The organism is Rhizobium leguminosarum (assembly GCF_019798305.1).
Lineage (GTDB): Bacteria > Pseudomonadota > Alphaproteobacteria > Rhizobiales > Rhizobiaceae > Rhizobium > Rhizobium leguminosarum_U.
Window position 1 is genome coordinate 68618 of the sequence record NZ_JAAXDD010000002.1, and the last position, 18007, is coordinate 86624.

At 60.4% G+C, this 18007-nt stretch carries 23 protein-coding genes; 10 read left to right on the forward strand and 13 right to left on the reverse strand.

Annotation, left to right across the window (positions count from 1 at the left end; genetic code table 11):
- Positions 1–27 precede the first annotated feature (27 nt).
- Together HFO99_RS03655 and HFO99_RS03660 are read right to left on the reverse strand one after the other, a co-directional pair.
- Positions 28–183, reverse strand: a complete 156-nt coding sequence (locus HFO99_RS03655; protein ID WP_003540537.1) for a hypothetical protein — start codon at positions 181–183, stop codon at positions 28–30.
- A 100-nt stretch (positions 184–283) separates the two neighbouring features.
- On the reverse strand, positions 284–1225 hold the full coding sequence (locus HFO99_RS03660) for a LysR family transcriptional regulator (protein WP_018074580.1): 942 nt from the start codon (positions 1223–1225) through the stop codon (positions 284–286).
- Between the two features lie 73 nt (positions 1226–1298).
- Here HFO99_RS03660 and HFO99_RS03665 point away from each other — a divergent pair, with 73 nt between their 5' ends.
- On the forward strand, positions 1299–1487 hold the full coding sequence (locus HFO99_RS03665) for a hypothetical protein (RefSeq protein WP_222359348.1): 189 nt from the start codon (positions 1299–1301) through the stop codon (positions 1485–1487).
- 14 nt (positions 1488–1501) lie between these two features.
- Here HFO99_RS03665 and HFO99_RS03670 read toward each other — a convergent pair whose 3' ends face one another.
- Positions 1502–2110: a LysE/ArgO family amino acid transporter gene (locus HFO99_RS03670; protein ID WP_222336085.1), complete on the reverse strand. Its 609-nt coding sequence runs from the start codon at positions 2108–2110 to the stop codon at positions 1502–1504.
- Between the two features lie 100 nt (positions 2111–2210).
- On the opposite strand from HFO99_RS03670, the gene HFO99_RS03675 reads away from it, so the two are divergent.
- Positions 2211–3104 carry a LysR family transcriptional regulator ArgP gene (locus tag HFO99_RS03675; RefSeq protein WP_222359350.1) on the forward strand — a complete coding sequence of 298 codons (894 nt, stop codon included), beginning with the start codon at positions 2211–2213 and terminating at the stop codon, positions 3102–3104.
- An 87-nt stretch (positions 3105–3191) separates the two neighbouring features.
- Here the strand turns inward: HFO99_RS03675 and greA are convergent, their stop codons facing one another.
- Complete coding sequence (gene greA, locus HFO99_RS03680; protein ID WP_222359352.1) at positions 3192–3674, reverse strand: transcription elongation factor GreA; 483 nt, start codon at positions 3672–3674, stop codon at positions 3192–3194.
- A gap of 289 nt (positions 3675–3963) precedes the next feature.
- Here greA and HFO99_RS03685 point away from each other — a divergent pair, with 289 nt between their 5' ends.
- Positions 3964–4683 (forward strand): MgtC/SapB family protein, encoded by a 720-nt coding sequence (locus HFO99_RS03685; RefSeq protein WP_222359354.1) that lies wholly within the window; start codon positions 3964–3966, stop codon positions 4681–4683.
- A gap of 37 nt (positions 4684–4720) precedes the next feature.
- On the opposite strand, the gene HFO99_RS03690 is transcribed toward HFO99_RS03685, so the two are convergent.
- The 5 genes from HFO99_RS03690 to HFO99_RS03710 all read right to left on the reverse strand — a co-directional run bounded on the left by HFO99_RS03690 (position 4721) and on the right by HFO99_RS03710 (position 7971).
- Complete coding sequence (locus HFO99_RS03690; protein ID WP_003560205.1) at positions 4721–4906, reverse strand: DUF3008 family protein; 186 nt, start codon at positions 4904–4906, stop codon at positions 4721–4723.
- 37 nt (positions 4907–4943) lie between these two features.
- A complete protein-coding gene (locus HFO99_RS03695; protein WP_222249859.1) occupies positions 4944–5153 on the reverse strand; it encodes a DUF2945 domain-containing protein in 210 nt (69 codons plus the stop codon).
- 116 nt (positions 5154–5269) lie between these two features.
- Complete coding sequence (locus HFO99_RS03700) at positions 5270–5503, reverse strand: DUF2171 domain-containing protein (RefSeq protein WP_222359356.1); 234 nt, start codon at positions 5501–5503, stop codon at positions 5270–5272.
- An 81-nt stretch (positions 5504–5584) separates the two neighbouring features.
- Positions 5585–6541, reverse strand: coding sequence for a DUF2950 domain-containing protein (locus tag HFO99_RS03705; protein ID WP_222359359.1), 957 nt, complete (start codon positions 6539–6541; stop codon positions 5585–5587).
- Positions 6542–6561: 20 nt separating this feature from the next.
- Positions 6562–7971, reverse strand: a complete 1410-nt coding sequence (locus HFO99_RS03710) for a DUF3300 domain-containing protein (protein WP_222359361.1) — start codon at positions 7969–7971, stop codon at positions 6562–6564.
- A 335-nt stretch (positions 7972–8306) separates the two neighbouring features.
- Here HFO99_RS03710 and HFO99_RS03715 point away from each other — a divergent pair, with 335 nt between their 5' ends.
- The 6 genes from HFO99_RS03715 (at position 8307) to HFO99_RS03740 (ending at position 13112) form a co-directional block, all read left to right on the forward strand.
- Positions 8307–8492 (forward strand): SDR family oxidoreductase, encoded by a 186-nt coding sequence (locus HFO99_RS03715; RefSeq protein WP_222336092.1) that lies wholly within the window; start codon positions 8307–8309, stop codon positions 8490–8492.
- A 240-nt stretch (positions 8493–8732) separates the two neighbouring features.
- Positions 8733–9197, forward strand: coding sequence for a hypothetical protein (locus HFO99_RS03720; RefSeq protein ID WP_222359363.1), 465 nt, complete (start codon positions 8733–8735; stop codon positions 9195–9197).
- A gap of 202 nt (positions 9198–9399) precedes the next feature.
- Positions 9400–11118: a SulP family inorganic anion transporter gene (locus tag HFO99_RS03725; protein WP_222359365.1), complete on the forward strand. Its 1719-nt coding sequence runs from the start codon at positions 9400–9402 to the stop codon at positions 11116–11118.
- Positions 11119–11124: 6 nt separating this feature from the next.
- Entirely contained in the window at positions 11125–11970 is an 846-nt protein-coding gene (ppk2, locus tag HFO99_RS03730) for a polyphosphate kinase 2 (RefSeq protein WP_222249850.1), read from the forward strand.
- Between the two features lie 103 nt (positions 11971–12073).
- Entirely contained in the window at positions 12074–12406 is a 333-nt protein-coding gene (locus HFO99_RS03735; RefSeq protein ID WP_064250879.1) for a hypothetical protein, read from the forward strand.
- Positions 12407–12584: 178 nt separating this feature from the next.
- On the forward strand, positions 12585–13112 hold the full coding sequence (locus HFO99_RS03740) for a CYTH domain-containing protein (RefSeq protein ID WP_222249849.1): 528 nt from the start codon (positions 12585–12587) through the stop codon (positions 13110–13112).
- Between the two features lie 72 nt (positions 13113–13184).
- Here the strand turns inward: HFO99_RS03740 and HFO99_RS03745 are convergent, their stop codons facing one another.
- The 4 genes from HFO99_RS03745 to HFO99_RS03760 all read right to left on the reverse strand — a co-directional run bounded on the left by HFO99_RS03745 (position 13185) and on the right by HFO99_RS03760 (position 16007).
- Entirely contained in the window at positions 13185–13439 is a 255-nt protein-coding gene (locus HFO99_RS03745) for a hypothetical protein (RefSeq protein ID WP_261322980.1), read from the reverse strand.
- A gap of 28 nt (positions 13440–13467) precedes the next feature.
- Positions 13468–14496 carry a DUF2955 domain-containing protein gene (locus HFO99_RS03750; RefSeq protein ID WP_222359367.1) on the reverse strand — a complete coding sequence of 343 codons (1029 nt, stop codon included), beginning with the start codon at positions 14494–14496 and terminating at the stop codon, positions 13468–13470.
- A complete protein-coding gene (locus HFO99_RS03755) occupies positions 14486–15595 on the reverse strand; it encodes an HlyD family secretion protein (protein ID WP_222301390.1) in 1110 nt (369 codons plus the stop codon). Before HFO99_RS03755 ends, HFO99_RS03750 begins: the two co-directional genes overlap by 11 nt.
- Positions 15596–15746: 151 nt before the next feature.
- Positions 15747–16007, reverse strand: a complete 261-nt coding sequence (locus HFO99_RS03760; RefSeq protein ID WP_222249846.1) for a hypothetical protein — start codon at positions 16005–16007, stop codon at positions 15747–15749.
- A gap of 146 nt (positions 16008–16153) precedes the next feature.
- On the opposite strand from HFO99_RS03760, the gene HFO99_RS03765 reads away from it, so the two are divergent.
- Positions 16154–17974, forward strand: coding sequence for an adenylate cyclase (locus HFO99_RS03765; protein ID WP_222359369.1), 1821 nt, complete (start codon positions 16154–16156; stop codon positions 17972–17974).
- Positions 17975–18007 lie beyond the last annotated feature (33 nt).

Here is an 18007-nt window from a genome sequence, read left to right on the forward strand (position 1 = left end):
AATCCTCGGAAGAAAGCTGAACCGTTGTCACTTCTTCGCGGCGCGGTCGACCGAGCGGCCGGCATCCTGCGTGGCGTTCACGGTATTTGCCGTATCCTTTCCTATGCCGCGGATCGTGTTGCCGCAGGAAGAAAGGGCAAGCAGAACCATCAAGGCTGCGGCAATTTTGGCCGTTGTCGTCATCTCGGATATCCTTGTTTGAAATCAACCCCGAACGGCGACAATTGCCGTCCGCGCCGATAACGCGCGACAATCCAAAAGGTTCACTGGCCAAGTCGGCGCCTCAGGCGGCGACGGCCTTCGCTCTCTCGGCAAAGGCGCCGCGAATGCTGTCGGCCACCGTCTCGATCGGGCCTGACACCTGCGAGGCGGTCAGCAGGCGGATATCGAAGGCGCCGAGCTCCGGCAGCCCTTCCTGAGGTCCGAGGATCGCCATGTCCTCGTTGACATAGGACAGCGGCAGCGGCGCGATGGCGAGATCGGAAAGTACGGCCGCGCGCTGCGCCATCGTGTGACCGCTGAGATAGGCGACGCGATAATGCCGCTTGTTGCGTTCGAGCTGCGAGAGCGCTTCCTGGCGCCAGATGCAGCCATCCTCCCAGATCGAGATCGGCAGTGGATCGCGGCGATGCGCCGAGCCGCACTTGGCCCCGGCCCAGACCAGTCGCTCGCGGAACACGACCTCTCCGCCAGTCGGGAACGGCCGTGTCGCACAGTTGATCAACGCCAGGTCGAGCCGTTGCTCCTCCATGCGCTTCTTCAGCCCCATGCTCATGTCGATCGTCACGTCGACCATGATGCCGGGATAGCTCTCGGCGAAACTCTTCAGAATGCTCGGCAGCAGCCGTTCGCCGATATCCTCCGGCGCGCCGAGCCGCACGACGCCGCTGAGCTCCGGCATGATAAACCGCGACACCGCTTCGTTCGACAGCGCCAGGATGTTACGGGCATAAGACAGCAACATCTCGCCGTGGCGCGTCAGCGATACCGAGCGTGCATCGCGCAGAAACAGCGTCGCGCCGAGTTGTTCCTCGAGCTTCTTGATCTGCATCGACACCGCCGACGGTGTGCGGAAGACCGCCTCGGCGGCGGTCGAAAAATTGCCCGTCTCGGCGATAGCGACAAAGGTCCGCAATACATCGTTGTCAAGCAGCGGAATGGGACGGCGAAAGGGAATGCTCATCGTCGCATCTTTCAATTTTTCTGATTTATAACCCCATATCATTTTGTTTGATTGAATGTCAATTGAACCCGATATTTCGCGTGTCGGCAGCTAAATGCAGCCAAGGAGGCCCGACATGTCTCAAACAAGCATCTGGAATATCGTACAGGCCCTTTCCGCATTCAAGGCACAGAGGCGCAGGGATGCCAACCATGAGCATGCGCTTCGGGAGTTGAGGCGCTTCCCGCCACATCTGCTGGCAGATTGCCAGCGCGAGATGGAGTTGACCATCCCGGAGCGCCCCTGCGCCGCAGCGACCGACTGACAGCCGAACTGCGATCACATCCCGCCCAGCAATTTGAACGCGATGACCCACATCGTGAAGGCGACGAGCGTTTCCAGCAAACGCCAGGATGAGGGCTTCGAGAAGATCGGCCGCAGCCGTGTAGCGGCATATCCGAGCGAAAAGAAGAACAGGAAGGAGCCCGTCACCGCGCCTGCTGCAAAAGAAGCCTGCTGTCCCGGATATCGTGTCGATATCGTGCCGAGCAACACCACCGTGTCGAGATAGACGTGCGGGTTGAGCCAGGTGAGAGCGAGGCAGGTCGCGATCGTCTGCCGAAAGCTCGACGTTGTGGCTTCCCCGGCCGTGAGAGCGGCGGACGACCGCAAGGCGGAATAGAGGCTTCTTGCCCCATACCAGACCAGAAATACGGCCCCGCCGTAGCGCATGACAGGATCGAGCCAGGGCATGAACCTGGCGATTTGCTGGAGGCCGGTCACGCCAAGCACGATCAGCGCGGCATCCGATACCGCGCATGCGAGGCAGACGGCGAAGACATGTTCGTTGCGCAAGCCCTGGCGGAGGATGAAGGCGTTCTGCGCGCCGATTGCGACAATCAGGCTGAGGCCCATCATCAGGCCGGTTCCATAAATCGAAAAATTCATCGCTTCGGCCAACGCCCCTCATTTCGGTGAGGTTGCGCTATCGCGATTAGGAGAATTAGGCTAATTAATCCATCTTACTCCAATTAAGCAAAACTAATCCATGATCGACTATCCCGCTCTTCGCGCAGTTGCAACCATTGTCCAGACAGGTAGCTTCGAAAGAGCCGCGACCGTGCTGAACGTGACGCCTTCGGCCATTTCCCAGCGCGTGAAGCAGCTCGAGGAACGTCTCGGCGTCGTCCTCATCGTCAGGGGCGCGCCGTGCACGGCGACGGAAAAGGGAGAATGGCTCTGCCGCCATATGGAGAATGTCGGCATGCTCGAAGCAGAACTCTTCGGGCAACTGCCGGCCCTCGTCGATCCCGACGAACCACGTCAAAGGGTCACGCTTCAAATCGCGACGAATGCCGATAGTCTCGGGACGTGGTTCGTGGAGGCCATGTCGAATTTCGCCCGGGGCTCTTCCTATCTGCTGAACATCGCCGTCGACGATCAGGACCACACAGCCGAATGGCTGCAGCGCGGGCGGGTGATCGCAGCCGTCACCAGCGTGGAAAAGCCGGTCCGCGGATGCCGGCGTTTTGCACTCGGCGTTCTCAGATACCATGCGACGGCAACCCCCGACTTCGTCGCACGTCACTTTCCGCATGGCGTGACATCAGAGGCAATCCGCAGCGCCCCGGCGCTGACCTTCAATCAGAAGGACAGGCTGCAAAGCAGCTGGGTACGGCGGATGTTCGGACACGATCTCGACTACCCAACCCACTGGCTGCCGTCGCCGCAAAGTTTCGTCGAAGCCAGCCTCTCGGGCATGGGCTGGGGAATGAACCCGACCCAGCTGACCCGCGAGCATCTGTTATCGGGACGGCTGGTGGAGCTGGTTCCCGATACGCCGTTGGACGTCCCGCTCTATTGGCAGATAAACCGCCTTGCCGCCGATCGCTTGGCGGAGCTGACGCGTGAGGTCATCAAGATCGCGAAACGCAATCTCTGACGCTTCACTCATCTCGGGGACCGAGTGCGCTTTTGTCAGACGTAAGCCGTGCAGCTGCCGAACTTGCTGGTCTCTACGCGAATGCTCCTATGCGATGGCGATGATCTCCAGTTCCTGGCCCCCTGTCTCGACCATATCCCCAACAGCCTTGCCCATCAGGAGCCGCGCCACCGGGGAGACATAGGAAATGGACCCGGCCTTCGGATCGGCCTCGTCCTCTCCGACAATGCGATAGGTCTGCACACGCCCATCGTCACGACGGAAAGTCACCGTGCTGCCGAAGGCGACGGTATCGATTGACGTGGGGGCAGGCATGAGCTGGGCAGTGCGAAGTCTTGCGGCTAAGTAACGAAGATCACGCAAGGGATTGGCCGTCTGCCGCCGCCGTTCGTTCACGTCTTCGATGGGGCTTGCGGCATCATAGGCTTCGCGAGCCTGCTGGACCTGCAATTCCAGAGCCCTCAATCCCGCTTCCGTGACCAGGTTCGGATGCGGCGAAATCGGACGATCGGGCAGCAGGGTTTCCGAAGCGGTTTCGAAACTCTCTTCCTTGGTGAAAGCGACGGCCAATCTCGGACTCCGATTTAGTGCGATGAGGTCTTGTAGCTGATGGGCATTTGCCCCAGGCCTTTGTCGGAATCATACACCGGCTGCAGAAGAACCGCCAATCTGGCCCCATCGACAGCCGCTTTTACGGTTACCCCCATAGGCTGCGAGCGTTCGGAACGTCCTGCGCCGCGCGGCGTTTATACCACGGTGCGCCGTGGTGCATCCGGGTGCATCCTGGTGCAACGTGGCTGGAGCAGAAGCGAATGCCCGGTGAGAAGCGAGAGAGTCACCACATGATCGGGAAGGGAACATGTCTTCGTTCCTGACGGATGCCATGCCGCTGACACCAAGCTGGTGGGATATCGGCACGCGGATCATTCTGACATTGGTTGCCGGCGGCCTCATCGGCCTCGATCGCGAACGCGGCGGTCATGCGGCAGGCTTCAGGACCACGATCCTGGTGGCGCTTGCCGCCTGCCTGGCGATGATCCAGGCAAACCTTCTTCTGTCAGTATACGGAAAGACGCCCGGCTCGTTCACGCAGATGGATGTGCTGCGCTTTCCGCTCGGTGTCCTGACGGGCGTGGGCTTCATCGGCGGCGGAGCGATCCTCAAACGCGGCGACATGCTGACCGGGGTCACGACGGCGGCGACCTTGTGGTTCATGACGGTGGTCGGCCTCTGCTTCGGCGGCGGCCAGATCCTGACCGGCATCGCGGCGACCGCGGTTGGCTTTATCGTCCTGTCGCCGTTGAAGCGGCTGGACACATGGCTGCGCTGCGAACAGAAGGCAACGCTTGTCGTCCGCGCCTCGAACGGCAATATCCCCGACCTATCGCGAGTACTGAATCCGCTCAGATGCCATGCAGGCTTCCTGTCACGCCACCGAACCGCCGATAGCGGCGCCGAGGTGACGTTCGAGCTGCGATGGCTCGCCAGGGACCCCGACGCGTCGGCACGCGCGATCCTGAACGCGCTTTCCAACACGCATGAGGTCGCGGATTTCTCCATGAAGTCGATGACGACATGAGCTTGGCGGTAACACGCCAGCGGCGGTTCCACATCTCTCATTTCGAAACGTGCTGAGGTTTGCCCTTCCTCTTGGTTGAGGCAAATTCCTCGAGCTGTTTCTCGCTCATGGATTCGACCATCTGTTTCGAGGCGCCTTTGAGTTCGCTCTTGGGCGTCTCGCCACGCTTGGCCGAAAGTGCGGCGCCTGCCGCCTTCTGCTGGGCCTTGGACTTGGCTGGCATATCGATCTCCTTTTTGCTCGAACAACGGCCGCCGGCGTCAAAGCTTCCTGAGCTCGCCAGGTTTGTGGACGGCACGCTTTCCAGACGTGTCGCCCTCGACGATATGTTTCGGCTCGGCCTTCGATGCTTTCACGCTATGGCCTTTGATCTTCGTCGGACTGCTCTGCTTTTTGACCACCCTGCCCTCGGTCCTTCCCTGGCTGGTATTCCAGCTGACCTCATCGCCCCTCTTCAATTGCTTCGACATGGCAGGCTCCTGTCAGAGCATGATGCCGAAAAGTGTGAGCGGTTTTCGCACGACATCATGCTCCAATCATCCTCTTCTAACGAGGCTGCGACACGCAAGCCGCAGCCTCCCCGCTGTCAGTTGATGGTGGCCCACTGGCTTCGGACATCCCTGGCGTTCTTCGATAGGTGGACGTGGGCGTCCACGTGGTCGACCCAATCAAGCGGAATCAAGTGGTGCTTGCCATCCCCCGAGTCGGTCTTCGTCAGCTTGATGCGCGTGGGGCCGTCGAGATGATCGACTGTGCCGACATGGGGGCCGTCGGCAGCCCGAACTTCCATATGTTCACGGATCTGATCTGCGGAAATCATCGTTTCCTCCTTTGCATCATTGTCAGATACGAAGCGGCAACGATGTGGAGCGGACTTGGTTCCAAACACGAGCGACCGTGTTCAATCAGCAGTCACGTCCCAATTGTCGCCCGGGTTGAAGGTCCTGATGCCAGCAGCTATCTTTTCGGTCTCTCTGCCAAGATCGGCTTGGTAGACCGTGCCGTTCGCGTTCACTGCGAAGGTGTGCACGCCGGTTTCGCCATATCGGATCGGCCAGGCGATCAGTGCGAATCCTGCGATCATGTTGCCGTTGATTACATAATCGAACTTTCCGCCCGCGATATTCGACCCCTGGCCGTCCATGATCCTATAGCGATAGCCGTAATAGCCTTCGCCGGCCTTGGCCTTATCAAGGGCCGCATTGTCTTCGAGAGCGTTGCCCGCCGGGCTATCCCCCTCCCCAAGATCAGGCGACCAATAGAGACCATCGGTTTTGCCGTCGCTGCTGATCAGTTTCTGGGCATATTCAAGAACGCCGTCACCGTCGTGGTCAGCGGAAGAATATTCCTTTTGAGCGTCGACATAGGCCCGCATCGTGTCGATGGTCTGCAATTCGTTCTCGCCGACGCGACGATTGATGATCTCCTCAAACCCGGCATAGGTGTCGAAGCCCCATTTGCCATCGTCGCCCTTCGCGATCGGAAATGGCAGAGGCCATAATTTGTCGCCGATCTCGATGATCTTGCGGGCATCGACGTCCTTCACGACGATCTTCTTCTTCGTGCCGTCCCGGATCTGTGCGTAGGTGTCCATCACGCCTTCGTCTGCCTTCGCTTTCGCCGCATCAATTCCCAGCAGCGCCGTAAACTTGTCGAAATCATCAGCCGACAAGGCCGCCTTGAAGGCCTCGACGGCTTGTTCCGGCGTCTCGAATACCGGGGGATCGCTCTGCGAAGCGAAGCCCGAGATGACGGTCGCATCGGATGGCTCTGCCGCAGATGTCGGAACCGGATTGGTGGCGAGAGCCGCAAGAGCGAACACAGAACCCAGAAGCATGTTTCTGACTGACTTGGTCATCACTTTCCTCCTTCTTTCGGTCACCGACGACCGCCGCCGCGGCCACCACCTCCACCACCGCGGCCACCACCACCGCCACCGCGGCCGCCGCCACCGCCGTACATTGCTCTACCGCCGCCGCGATTGCTCCCGGCCATGGCCTGTCTGCCGCGGTTGGACTGCATCTGCGCGCGCCTGCCGCTGTCGACCTGACCGAGGGCTGATGGCTTTCTGGGCCGGTTGTCGACCCGGGCCGCTGGCTTCGGCTTTGCGACCGGACGTTTGGCGTTGGCCCCGGACCTTGCCTTTTCGCCAGCTCTGTTCGTCGTCCTCGCGTCGGGCCTGCGGTTCTGCGCGGCCTGCGCTGCCTTCCCGCCTCCAGGAGCCGCTCCCGTGTTGCCTGCCTTGTTGCGGGCAGCACTGATCCTTTCCGCATCGATCTTGCTCTTGCGGACATCGTTGACACTGATTTTGCCCGGCTGGTCGCGGATCGTGCTCTCACGGTCGTTGCCTCTAGCTCCGACCCTGTTGCCGGGATTCGCCTCGATACTGCTCCGGAAGGAACTGCGGTCCATCTTGTTGAACTGAGCGCCGTCGAACCCGATCTTGCTGCGATCGACATTCTTCCAGTCGACGTCGTTGATATTCACTTTGCCATTGATGTTGTTGAGGCAATTGTTGCAGTCGATGTCGACGTTGCCGTTCCAGCGCCCGCCCCATACGCCCCAGCGGTTCCAGTCGACGGCGGCGGCCCAAACCGCTCCCGTCACCACGCCCGCAAAAAAGGTGGCGGTCGGATAGTAGTAGTTCGGATACGGCTCTGAATAGTAGCCGATAGGCTCAGCCGCATAGCTTGATTCATACAGCATCTCCGGCGCATACTTCGGAACGTAGATCTTGTCAGGACTGGCGGAGACGATCACGACGTTGTCGTTCTCCTGGCTGACCTTGATCTTGTCGTCAGTCTTGATGATGCCGTCGGCGACCGCTTTGTCGCGCAGTTGCTGTATGGCGATCAGAACGTCCTTCTGCTGGACGGAGAGCGCCTCTCCGAGCGACTGCGTCCAGTCCAGATCATCACTCATCATCGTGACGATCTGGGGATAGTTCAGCAGCGATACGATGCTGCCGTCCCACGTCGTCTTCGGCTTGAGCCCGGGCTGCTTCTTCAAGGTTTCGAGAAACCGGGCTGCTTCCACGACCTGCAGCGGATAGAGCGACGCCGACGTGACGAGCGCGACCAGTTCGTCCGGATAAAGTGCAATGCGCGCCACCAGGATTTCGAGTTCGTCCTCGCTCAACGGCGCCGGCGCGTCGTCTTCCGCCGGGACGGGACTGGAAGCAGTCGGCTCCTGCGCGGCGGCGATCGGCGTCGGATGTGGCGAAAACGGGAAACCTGCAAAAGGCAGGAACAGGCCCGTGGCGAGTAACAATGCGTGAGGTCTAGCCATCTCAAATCCTCCTTGCGGTCAGACATGGTGTGTAGGCTGTCGACTATTGTATCTTCGCTCGTGCCGCATACTCCTCCTAGTGGAGGAGGATTGATAGCTAAACATCGGCCAAGCCGTCTTTTGCTCCAAATTTAAAGCAAAGACAGCTCCAGGCGTAGTCGCGGGACTGATTTAGGGCGTATGTTACAGTAACACACTTGCAAAAGCGGAGTTCAGCGCGCAAACTAAAATCGACCGCGGGCCGCTTGATCACGAAGTCATTGGCATGCCGAAAAACGCATCCGCGCCAACAGCATCGCCCCAGGCGCCATTCGCACGCCGACCAAGACCAGCGCGTGGCGAACCTCGGAAACTATGCCGACCTGATGAAGCTCATTCCGTACAAGCGCATCGGCGCGACGGAGGAGATCGGCCGGACGGCGGTGCGGCTTGCGCCTGATTTCACCGACTACATCGTCGCAGCGACGATCTATATCGACGGCGGAATAACGCTCTACCCCGGTTTCGAAACCGGTGCCTAACGTTCCATCTCGGCGCGGTGCCCTGCCGCCCCCGTTTGGCACGTCAATGAGAGATGGAGCCGACACGCTCCTGCTTCATGCATTTCGCTCATGCCGCATACTCATCCCAGTAGGAGGGTGTTGACGGCTAAAATATCGGCAGGCTGTAGGTAACCAGAACCTACAGTATCATATGGTCTAGTTTGACTTATCGATGCTGTAATATTTGGTCTTGGCCTTGGACCACTGGGAGGGAACGTCATGGCTGAAAGTGAAAAATCAAATCCTCAGATGCTTAGCGCGGAAGAATTGAGACAGAAAGCTCTGGAACTGCAGCTGGTAGAAATGCAGCGTGATGACAAAGTCAAAGCGCGTGAAGCAAAAAAACACGCGGAGTTCGTCGACGACTTCTTCCGCAAACACGTCGGCGACAAGGAACGTGACATTATCAGGCGCGTCGTCATGAAGGCAGCCGCCGACGGCAAATCCGAGGCCATGGTCTATAGCTTTCCGTCGAGCTTCTGCACGGATAGCGGCCGTGCAATCAACAGTGCCCGGCCGGAGTGGCCGACGACGCTTCAAGGAAAAGCCAAGGAAATATTTGATCTTTTCGTCGAGGTCGCCCGGCCTCACGGCTACAAGCTGAAAGCGATGGTCATCAGTTTTCCGGGCGGCATGCCGGGCGACATCGGCTTCTTCCTGAATTGGGAGGCACCAGTCGGCTAGGCCGCTGCGCAACTATGCGGTTCGTCAGCCATAGGTTCGGCCGGCGCATCAGCGCCCGCGGTCAACCCTTCGGCTGATGCTGCTGGCAAGACCACCTTCGTCAAAGCCCAAGCTGCGCCCAGTCTGGAGCGATCAGAGGCTACCCCACTGGTAGCCAGCCTGAGTTCGCTTCAGCAGATGAATGAATTCCGGGGGGAGTGGCATGCTTCAAAGTTTTCATATGCCGATATTCAGGGGATTGGAGGGATTTCGCGCGGACTGGCTGCGAAGCGATATTCCTGCGGGGCTGTCGATTGCAGCTGTCGGCCTGCCGAGTGCGATCGCTTATCCCGCCATCGCCGGCCTCCCCCCGGAAACCGGGATATATGCGAGTATCGTCGCGCCCGTTGCCTACGCTCTGTTCGGGCCGTCGCGGCTATTGGTGGTCGGGCCGGACGCCGGGACCATGGCGGTTCTCGCGGCGGTCATAGGAACTGTCATCGCCGCGCAGCCTGCCGGCACATCAGCCGATCCGGTTGCGATCGCGTCTGCCCTGGCGCTCGGCGTCGGAGCCTTCTATTTTGCAGCACGGCTGCTGCGGCTGGGTGTCCTCGCAAGCTTTCTATCCCGCCCGATTCTGGTCGGCTTCTTTGCCGGCGTATCCATCTCCATCCTTGTCGGGCAGATCGGCCGCTTTACCGGGGTGCGTATCGAGTCCGACGGACTCCTGCCGCCGATTGCCGAGATCATTCGCAAGAGTGCCTTGATCCATTGGCCGACATTGCTGTTCGGCCTCGCCATGTTCGCATTGTTGTGGATCGTGAAAGCCACACGGCTGCCTGTACCGGGACCCGTCGTCGTCGTCGTCGTTTCCGTCATTCTCTCCGCCATCTTCAACTTTGAAGCCGCAGGCATCCGCGTCGTTGGCGATCTCCCCACCGGGCTGCCGTCATTTTCCCTCCATGCATTCTCTCAAATGCCCATGGACAGCATCGTCCTTGGGTCGGCAGCCGTCTTTCTGATCAGTTTTGGCTCGAGTATCGTCGCCGCACGAAGCTTTGGGGCGCGCTCCGGCGAGGAGGTCGACGCCAACCAGGAACTGATCGGGCTGGGCGCGGCGAACATCGCCCCCGGTCTGTTTGGTTCATTTCCCATCGCCGTGTCCGACTCGCGTACAGCGATCAATCTTGCAGTCGGCGGCAGATCGCAGGCAGCCGGTCTCGTTTCCGCCGTGACCCTGATGGCGGCGTTGCTGTTCTTGAATGGCGCCCTGCGCATCCTGCCGATCCCTGCCCTGGCGGCGATCCTGGCGGCAGCCGCAATCAGCCTGATCGACGTCAGCGAGTTGAGAAAGATATGGCACATCAGCCGCGCTGAGTTCGTCTTCGCCCTCATCGCCATGTTCGGAGCCATCAGCTTCGGAGTCCTGAACGGCGTCATCGTCGCGATCGCCGCAACCCTGATCTATCTCCTGCGCAAGACGATGTTTCCGAAAGACACGCTTCTCGGCCGCATTGCCGGACGCGATGGCTTCTACGACATGCAGCGCTTTCCGGAGGCCCGGGGCATTCCGGGCATCGCCATATGTCTCGTCCAGGGCAATCTGCTGTTTTACAACGCCGATTATGTCCGGATCCGGTTGCGCACCGTCGCTGACGGCCTGCCAGCCGAAACACGCTGGTTCATCCTCGACGCCAGCGCCATTGCGCATATCGACAGCACCGGGGCCGCAGCACTTGATGCCGTGCAGGCTAACCTCTCCGGGCGGGGCATCGTCTTCGGCGTGGCTCACCTGAACGCCGAGGTCACGGAGCTGCTGGGCCGCGCCGGTGTAGTCGATGGCATCGGAGCCGGAAAGTTCTTTGGCGACACGGAGGACGCGCTGCGTGCCGCGCGCCTGGGGGAAGGAAGCGACCGGCCTTTGGCCGGAGGTCATCAGTAAAGGGTCATGGAGGAAGCGATGAACAAACGGCAGGACGACGACACAGAAGTGGACGACAAGAAAGGCAAGAAGTCCTGGAACTACGACAAGGAAATCGTAAAACTTCAGGTCGAGCTCGCGCATCTGCAGTCCTGGGTGAAGAAATCGGGCGCTCGTATCGTGATCATCTTCGAGGGCCGGGATGCTGCCGGCAAAGGCGGGATGATCAAGCGCATTACCGAGCGCGTCAGTCCACGGGTCTTTCGCGTGGTCGCGCTGCCGGCCCCGACCGATCGCGAAAAGACGCAAATGTACATGCAGCGCTACTTCGCACATATGCCCGCCGCGGGTGAAATCGTCATATTCGATCGCAGCTGGTACAATCGCCCCGGCGTCGACCGGGTGATGGGATTCTGCTCCGAGAAAAAGGCCCGGCGTTTTCTCGAGCTGGCTCCCGGTTTTGAAGCCTCGATCGTCGAAAGCGGCATCACCCTGCTGAAGTACTTCCTGACAGTCGGCGAGAAGGAACAGGATCGGCGCTTCAGGCGGCGGATCGAGGATCCGCTGCGGCAGTGGAAGCTCAGCCCGATGGATGTCGAGTCGTACCAACGGTGGTGGGATTATACGGTTGCTTACGACGAGATGATCCGGGCGACGGACCGCCAGCACGCCCCATGGTGGATCGTGCCCTCGGACGACAAGAAGCGCGCGCGCATCAACTGCATCTCGCACATCCTGAAGTCGATTCCGTACGAAACGATGAAGTTCAACGCACCGGACCTTGGAAAACGTCAAAAGCCGCCCGCTGACTACGTCGAAGACAAAAGCATCCGGCATGTTGTGCCGGATGTGGTCGCCGAGCAGATGCAATAATCGAAGCCGCGCGGGAACGACACCGCAATTTCAGGAGGAAGGCCCGCCCGGAACAGCACCGGCTGTCCGGCGCGGTGATGTCATCAATCAACAGGAGTGTGGGATGATCCATCCATCGATCCGTGTGCTGTCTGTCGCCATTACCTGCATTCTTCCCTTGGCCGGCATATCCGTTTCGCGAGCGCAGGCGGCCGAGCCGTTCGAACAATTTCCGATGGTCATAACCTGCGAATATAAAGGCCTGCACCAAGCCTTCTATTTCACGAGATTGGATGCAGATGGTATGGCCACCTACATCAACCCGAGCAAGCTTGCCGGAACGATATCGGTCGGCGGGACAGCCAAAGCGTTGGGTGAACCAATCGGCGGAAGTTGTTTGGGTAAAACACTTAAGGAGCTCAGGGCGTCGGGACAAGCTCGCGACCTAAAGCCATAGCAATCTTCCCTTCCGGATGTCCTGGATCCGCATGCCGCAATCGACGGCCCGATCCGGCAGGAGGGAGGCTGCACCTGCATACTCAATTCTAAAGATCGGACAGCGGGGCCTGGTCGGGAAGTCCGTCAAGCACCGTCATTGAGGTTCGTTGTGGTACGGAACGACAAAGGAGGGCAAGATGACCGCAGAGATTGAGCGAAAATATCTGGTCGTAAACGATAGCTGGCGGGACCACGCTTCCAAAGGCGCAGCATTCTGCCAGGGCTATCTGCTGGCGAGGAAAAACCGCTTCGTGCGGGTCAGGATCATCGATAAGGCACACGCCGTCCTGACCGTTAAACTCCGGACCGCGCGCCTGCGGCGCGAGGAGTTCGAATATGAGATTCCCTATGCCGATGCCCTCGAAATGATCGCCTTTGCAACGAGCGTGGTGGATAAGACCCGCTATGAGGTGAACCATCGTGGCTGCCTTTGGGAGGTAGACGTCTACAGTGGCGTCCACGACGGATTGGTTGTCGCAGAAATCGAGCTTGCCGACGAAAGCGATCAACCTCCCTGCCCGCCGTGGCTCGGCCCGGAAGTGACCGGAAATGCCGCATTTTCCAATCGTACGCTCGCAATGCTCGTGCAACGCAACGACTACCGCAGCCGGAATGTATCAAGGCTGCAACCTGATAGGCAGCCTTCGCAAAGGAGGGAACAATGAGTGTCTTGGTAACGGGCGGCAGTTCCTCCGTGCCCGGTTGCAAGCAAAGACCTGATGCTAACGCATCGGCAGTCAGCGCTGCAGGTCGTAGCACTGCGCCCTGCGGCTCCCGGTCTGGCAGGTCGGCGAGAAATGGAGGCGATAGCGCCTTTCTTTCATGCATTCGCTGAAGCCATTGGGGTCGGGCGGATCCTTCCACAGATGGGCGAGTTCGCAGTGCTTGCGGACATTGATGAAGTCTTCTGTTCTCTGGGTGGCGTCAGCTGAAGCCGCCGAAGCGGCTAACGCCAAGAACATCGAGGAACTCAAGGCAGCCGACGTCTTCAAGATAAGGTGCTCTCAGAGAACGCCTGAGTCATGCCGATATCCTCTTCGTTTCCCCCGTCCGCGGCCACAGGATGACGGCAAACAGCAGCGCGTAGATCAAGGCTGCTGCGACATAGACGATGCGGGTGGCGAAGGATTCTGCGGCGCTGCCGGGCAGAGGCGAGACCCCGAGGCCGAACAGAATCAGGAAGGTCGTCAGAGCGCCGGCAAATATCGGTGCGTCCTTCGAGCGGGCGGCCGCGCGCCCTCCGATGAGGAGGACCACGATGAGAACGATGAGGAAGATCGAGAAAAGATTGGGGCGCAGCGATAGCGCGGCATACGCAACGGAGGCGAGCACGCCGCCGAAGAGGTTGACGAGCACGAGCCCGATCGCCGCCCGCGCGCTCGCGGCAACGTCGAGCTGCCCGAGCAGCGACGCTACGGTTATCGGAATGACCGCCGCAGCGGTCAGGTTGTCGCTCGTCAGGCAAATCACGACGGAGCCCAGAAGGATGACCGTGTTGGCCAGTGCCCGACCCAAGGCCGGCGGCCGCTCTTCGATCGGCGCGGCCTCGATCTGTGGGGAGAACGGCTCGGGAAAGACCGCATGGGCAAACCACATCAGAACCGTGCCCGACAACACCCCGGCGACCAGGATGGACAGGATGGAGTTGGCGAGTTCCTTGTTGAGGATGCCGAGCAGAGGCACGATAATCGCGACGACGAGCACGAGAAAGACGGCCGGCCCTCCCTTTCCCGTCGACTGCGCGGCAAAACACACAAAATAGGTCAACCCCAGGACCAGAAGGAAGGGTGCGGGACGCTCGCCGAGGACGTCGGTCAGAACCATCATCGCCATCCCGGCGATCAGCATGACCATCGCCGCGCCAACCGTCTTCGCAAGCGGCATGGGCCGCGAACTACCGAGCAGAAACTGGGCGGCAAAGAGCGGACCGAGGAAGGGCACGATAGCTCCCGCATAGACTGCCAGCGTGAAGCCGATGGAGACTGCGAACGCGACCCGCAGCCCCTTGCGTTTCTGTTCCTCGATCGCAGGGCTCCTGTCAGTTGACATAGGTCAATACCGACATGATGCGGATCCAGAGTGATCCCCAGGCATTGGTGACCGGGTTGTCGCCGGTGTAGATGACGACCGTCACCTGCGAGCCGTAGCGCACGCCGCCGCCCTTGGGCCTCTGCGCCTCGTCGATGATGAGGCGCACTGGAAACCGCTGTGCCTCCTGAACCCAGCCGGTATCGCTTCTGATCGTCGGCAATCCCGTGTTCGGGTCCGTGCTGCCTTGCGATACGCCAAAGCCCACACTCTCGACTGTCGCTGGAAACAGTCGACCGGGAAGCGCGTCGAAAAGGATCTCCGCTCTGTTGCCGACGGCGACCTTCTCCAGGCTGTTCTCCTTGAATGCCGCGCTGATCCAGATGGTGCCGGCGTCGATGAAGGTCATCGCCGGCTGGCCGGCTGAGACCACCTTGCCGATGGTCAGCTGAAGGTTGGTGACGACGCCGGCCGAAGGCGCGCGGACGATCGTTCGCACCAGATCGAGCCGGGCCTTCTCCAATCCGGCAAGAGCTGCACGCAGTTCCGGATTATCGTTTCCCGCTGGGCCGAGCTGCTCTTTCGCCTTAGCAAGGTCGGCCTGCGCCCCTGAGACGGAAGCTTCCGCCTGCTCATAGGCGGACTTGGCGGTATCGAACCGGGCTCTGGAGAAGACGCCGCGCTTCACGAGTTCGGTGGCCCGCGCATACTGGTCGCGCAGATTGTCTCTGTCCGCCTGCATCTGGACGAGCTTGGCCTGTGCGGCATCGACTGATGCAGTCGATGCCCCGATCGACTGGCCGACGCTTGCAAGCGCAGCTTCCGCCTCGTCGACGGCGAGTTGATAGCGCTCGGAATCGATACGAAAGAGAACCTGGTCGGCCTCGACCCGCGAATTGTCGGCAACGCCCACTTCCACCACCCGGCCGGTGACTTCGGGCGCGATGCCGACGATATAGGCCTGGACCTGAGCCTGCGAGGTCGATGGCGTGCGCCGTTCCATGAAGATGGAGAGGACGAACAGGACGAGCGCCAGCAGGACGACGATGAGCGCTATCCTGCGGAGTGGATTCCGAGGCGTTGTGGAAATGGCAGGCTCGTCCAAGTTTTCGGAAACCACGGCAATATCCTTCGGAGGCGTTTCGTTTCGTGGAAGCGCAAAGTTTCAGCGCCGGACATCTGTCGCGATGGTCGTTACCCGGCGATGGAACGCAAGTAGGTAACCGTAACATACGCCTCTCGATGGCCTGCCACCGGCCTCGTCGCGTGCATCAGCGAGCCGGAGGCGGTACCGAGGCGTCGTTGAGTGCGCCCTCTATCTCCTTGGAAAGCTCTGCGATCAGCTCCCGGTATTCGGCGACACGCTCGTCGCGCTTCAGATCGGTTGAGAGGTTCCACTTCTCCAGCGCCGATTGGGCGTCGGCAAAGTCCCTGCAGATTTCCCGAAAGTCCTCATTGCGGGCAGAGAGGTCGTCGATCGCCTTGATCCTGGCTGGAAACTGCCGACGGACTGCGGTCACGCCTTCGTCCATGGTTCACTCCTTACCTGCATTCGAGACTTCGCTACTGCAACGTGTGCCAGATCCCGATCTTCATGGACGACGATCGGTTCGTGGAGTATGTTACCGTAACATACGGTCTGGCAGTGATATGACTCCATGGGGGATTGGGGACAGACATGCTGACGTCCATACCAGCAGAGGGGTCTGCGGCACCCATTTCCTCAAGGCCGGCGCCTCACGCCGACGACATCCGGGAACAACTGGAACGTGTCGTCTCCAGCCCTGAATTTCCAGGCGTCGGTCGCGCCGCCACGTTTCTCCGCTATGTCGTCTCGGAAACCCTCGAGGGCCGGGGCAGTCGGATCAAAGCCTATTCGATCGCCATCGAGGTGTTCGGCCGGGATCCCGGCTTCACCCAGGACGATCCGGTGGTCAGGATCGAGGCCGGACGGCTGCGGCGGTCGCTTGAGCGCTATTATCTCGTCGCCGGGCAGCATGACCGCGTCAGGATCGACATTCCCAAAGGCGGGTATGTTCCAACCTTCGCCTGGTTCTGTCCGGCATCGGTCGACATTGGAGGCGAAGACACTGGCGAAACATCGGCCTCTGAGGTCCGTTCCGGACGCTGGTGGCGCGCAACGCGGGTCTTGTGGCCGAGTGCTGCTGCGCTCGCTGCAGTGGCTATTTCGCTATACTGGATCGGGGCGCGATCTCCCGCTCCGTCGCTCGAACGCGCCGCAAGCCTATTGCCCAATCGCCCGGCCCTCGTGGTCGCCCCCTTTGCCAATCTCGGCGAAGGGCCGGAGGCGCAGCTCTACACTGCCGGCCTCACCGAGGAACTGATGACCATCCTGCCACGGTTCAAGGAGATCAAGGTCTTCGGTCGCGAAACGTCCAAGTCACTCCCGGCGGATGTGGGCGCATCGAAGATCCGGGCCGAATTCGGCGCACGCTATCTCCTTGCCGGCGGTGTCCGCACGTCGGGAAAGCGCCTTCGTGTGACGGCCAGATTGCTTGATACGTCGGACGGCGAGATCCTCTGGTCGGAGTATTATGACAACGATCTCGCATCGGGGGACCTGTTTGCGATCCAGACGGATGTCGCCAGAAAGGTCGCGACTACCATCGCCCAACCCTACGGAGTCATGGCACAGATCGACTCCGCCAGTCCGCCGCCTGATGATATCGGTGCGTATGAGTGCACTCTGCGCTTCTATGCCTATCGCTCGGAGCTGAGCGCCGAAGCGCATGCGCGCGTCCGGGATTGCCTCGAGGCTGCACTGGCGCGGTTTCCGAAATACGCGACCGCCTGGGCGATGCTGTCGATCGTCTATCTCGATGAGGACCGGTACAAGTTCAATCCGACAGCAGGCCAGGATACAGCCATACAGCGTGCACTCGATGCCGCCAGGCGCGCAACGCAAATCGATCCGAACAATACGCGCGGACTTCAAGCGCTGATGACGGCGCTGTTCTTCGACAGGCAGCTTGCTGAATCACTTCGCGTTGGCGAGCAGGCGCTCGCCACCAACCCCAACGACACCGAACTGATGGGCGAGTTCGGAACCCGGCTTGCGATCGCTGGCCAGTGGCAGCGCGGAGCAGACCTTCTGGACCAGACCATTGCTCTGAACCCAGGAAGTGGCGGCTTCCACCATGGAACGCGAGCCTTGGCCGCCTACATGCTCCGCGACAACCACACCGCCGTGCTGGAGATCAGACAGGCGAACATGCAGAAGTTCCCTCTCTTCCATGTTGTCGCCGCCATCATCTATGCGGAGGCAGGCATGATGGACGAAGCCCGGCGGGAAGGACAGGTGTTCGTCAGCATGCGTCCTGACTTCCTGCCGAACGTTGTAACGGAACTCGCAATGCGCAACATGCAGCCTGAAGATCGCGACCGTCTGATCGAAGGACTTCGCAAGGCGGGAATGACCGTGCCCGATCCGAATGCAATGGCGTCGACCGCCGACACCTCGGATCTGCAACCCCGCTGATGCTGCCTCCCCGACCGTAACATACCCGATCAT

What these genes read in the sequence shown, in the direction of transcription:
- HFO99_RS03720 (WP_222359363.1), top strand. Translation starts at nt 8,733, where the DNA reads ATGGCTGAAAGTGAAAAATCAAATCCTCAGATGCTTAGCGCGGAAGAA.
- HFO99_RS03695 (WP_222249859.1), bottom strand. Translation starts at nt 5,153, where the DNA reads ATGTCGAAGCAATTGAAGAGGGGCGATGAGGTCAGCTGGAATACCAGC.
- ppk2 (WP_222249850.1), top strand. Translation starts at nt 11,125, where the DNA reads ATGGAGGAAGCGATGAACAAACGGCAGGACGACGACACAGAAGTGGAC.
- HFO99_RS03685 (WP_222359354.1), top strand. Translation starts at nt 3,964, where the DNA reads ATGTCTTCGTTCCTGACGGATGCCATGCCGCTGACACCAAGCTGGTGG.
- HFO99_RS03690 (WP_003560205.1), bottom strand. Translation starts at nt 4,906, where the DNA reads ATGCCAGCCAAGTCCAAGGCCCAGCAGAAGGCGGCAGGCGCCGCACTT.
- HFO99_RS03655 (WP_003540537.1), bottom strand. Translation starts at nt 183, where the DNA reads ATGACGACAACGGCCAAAATTGCCGCAGCCTTGATGGTTCTGCTTGCC.
- HFO99_RS03705 (WP_222359359.1), bottom strand. Translation starts at nt 6,541, where the DNA reads ATGACCAAGTCAGTCAGAAACATGCTTCTGGGTTCTGTGTTCGCTCTT.
- HFO99_RS03665 (WP_222359348.1), top strand. Translation starts at nt 1,299, where the DNA reads ATGTCTCAAACAAGCATCTGGAATATCGTACAGGCCCTTTCCGCATTC.
- HFO99_RS03725 (WP_222359365.1), top strand. Translation starts at nt 9,400, where the DNA reads ATGCTTCAAAGTTTTCATATGCCGATATTCAGGGGATTGGAGGGATTT.
- HFO99_RS03750 (WP_222359367.1), bottom strand. Translation starts at nt 14,496, where the DNA reads ATGTCAACTGACAGGAGCCCTGCGATCGAGGAACAGAAACGCAAGGGG.
- HFO99_RS03675 (WP_222359350.1), top strand. Translation starts at nt 2,211, where the DNA reads ATGATCGACTATCCCGCTCTTCGCGCAGTTGCAACCATTGTCCAGACA.
- HFO99_RS03735 (WP_064250879.1), top strand. Translation starts at nt 12,074, where the DNA reads ATGATCCATCCATCGATCCGTGTGCTGTCTGTCGCCATTACCTGCATT.
- HFO99_RS03760 (WP_222249846.1), bottom strand. Translation starts at nt 16,007, where the DNA reads ATGGACGAAGGCGTGACCGCAGTCCGTCGGCAGTTTCCAGCCAGGATC.
- HFO99_RS03740 (WP_222249849.1), top strand. Translation starts at nt 12,585, where the DNA reads ATGACCGCAGAGATTGAGCGAAAATATCTGGTCGTAAACGATAGCTGG.
- HFO99_RS03700 (WP_222359356.1), bottom strand. Translation starts at nt 5,503, where the DNA reads ATGATTTCCGCAGATCAGATCCGTGAACATATGGAAGTTCGGGCTGCC.
- HFO99_RS03710 (WP_222359361.1), bottom strand. Translation starts at nt 7,971, where the DNA reads ATGGCTAGACCTCACGCATTGTTACTCGCCACGGGCCTGTTCCTGCCT.
- HFO99_RS03765 (WP_222359369.1), top strand. Translation starts at nt 16,154, where the DNA reads ATGCTGACGTCCATACCAGCAGAGGGGTCTGCGGCACCCATTTCCTCA.
- HFO99_RS03660 (WP_018074580.1), bottom strand. Translation starts at nt 1,225, where the DNA reads ATGATATGGGGTTATAAATCAGAAAAATTGAAAGATGCGACGATGAGC.
- HFO99_RS03670 (WP_222336085.1), bottom strand. Translation starts at nt 2,110, where the DNA reads ATGAATTTTTCGATTTATGGAACCGGCCTGATGATGGGCCTCAGCCTG.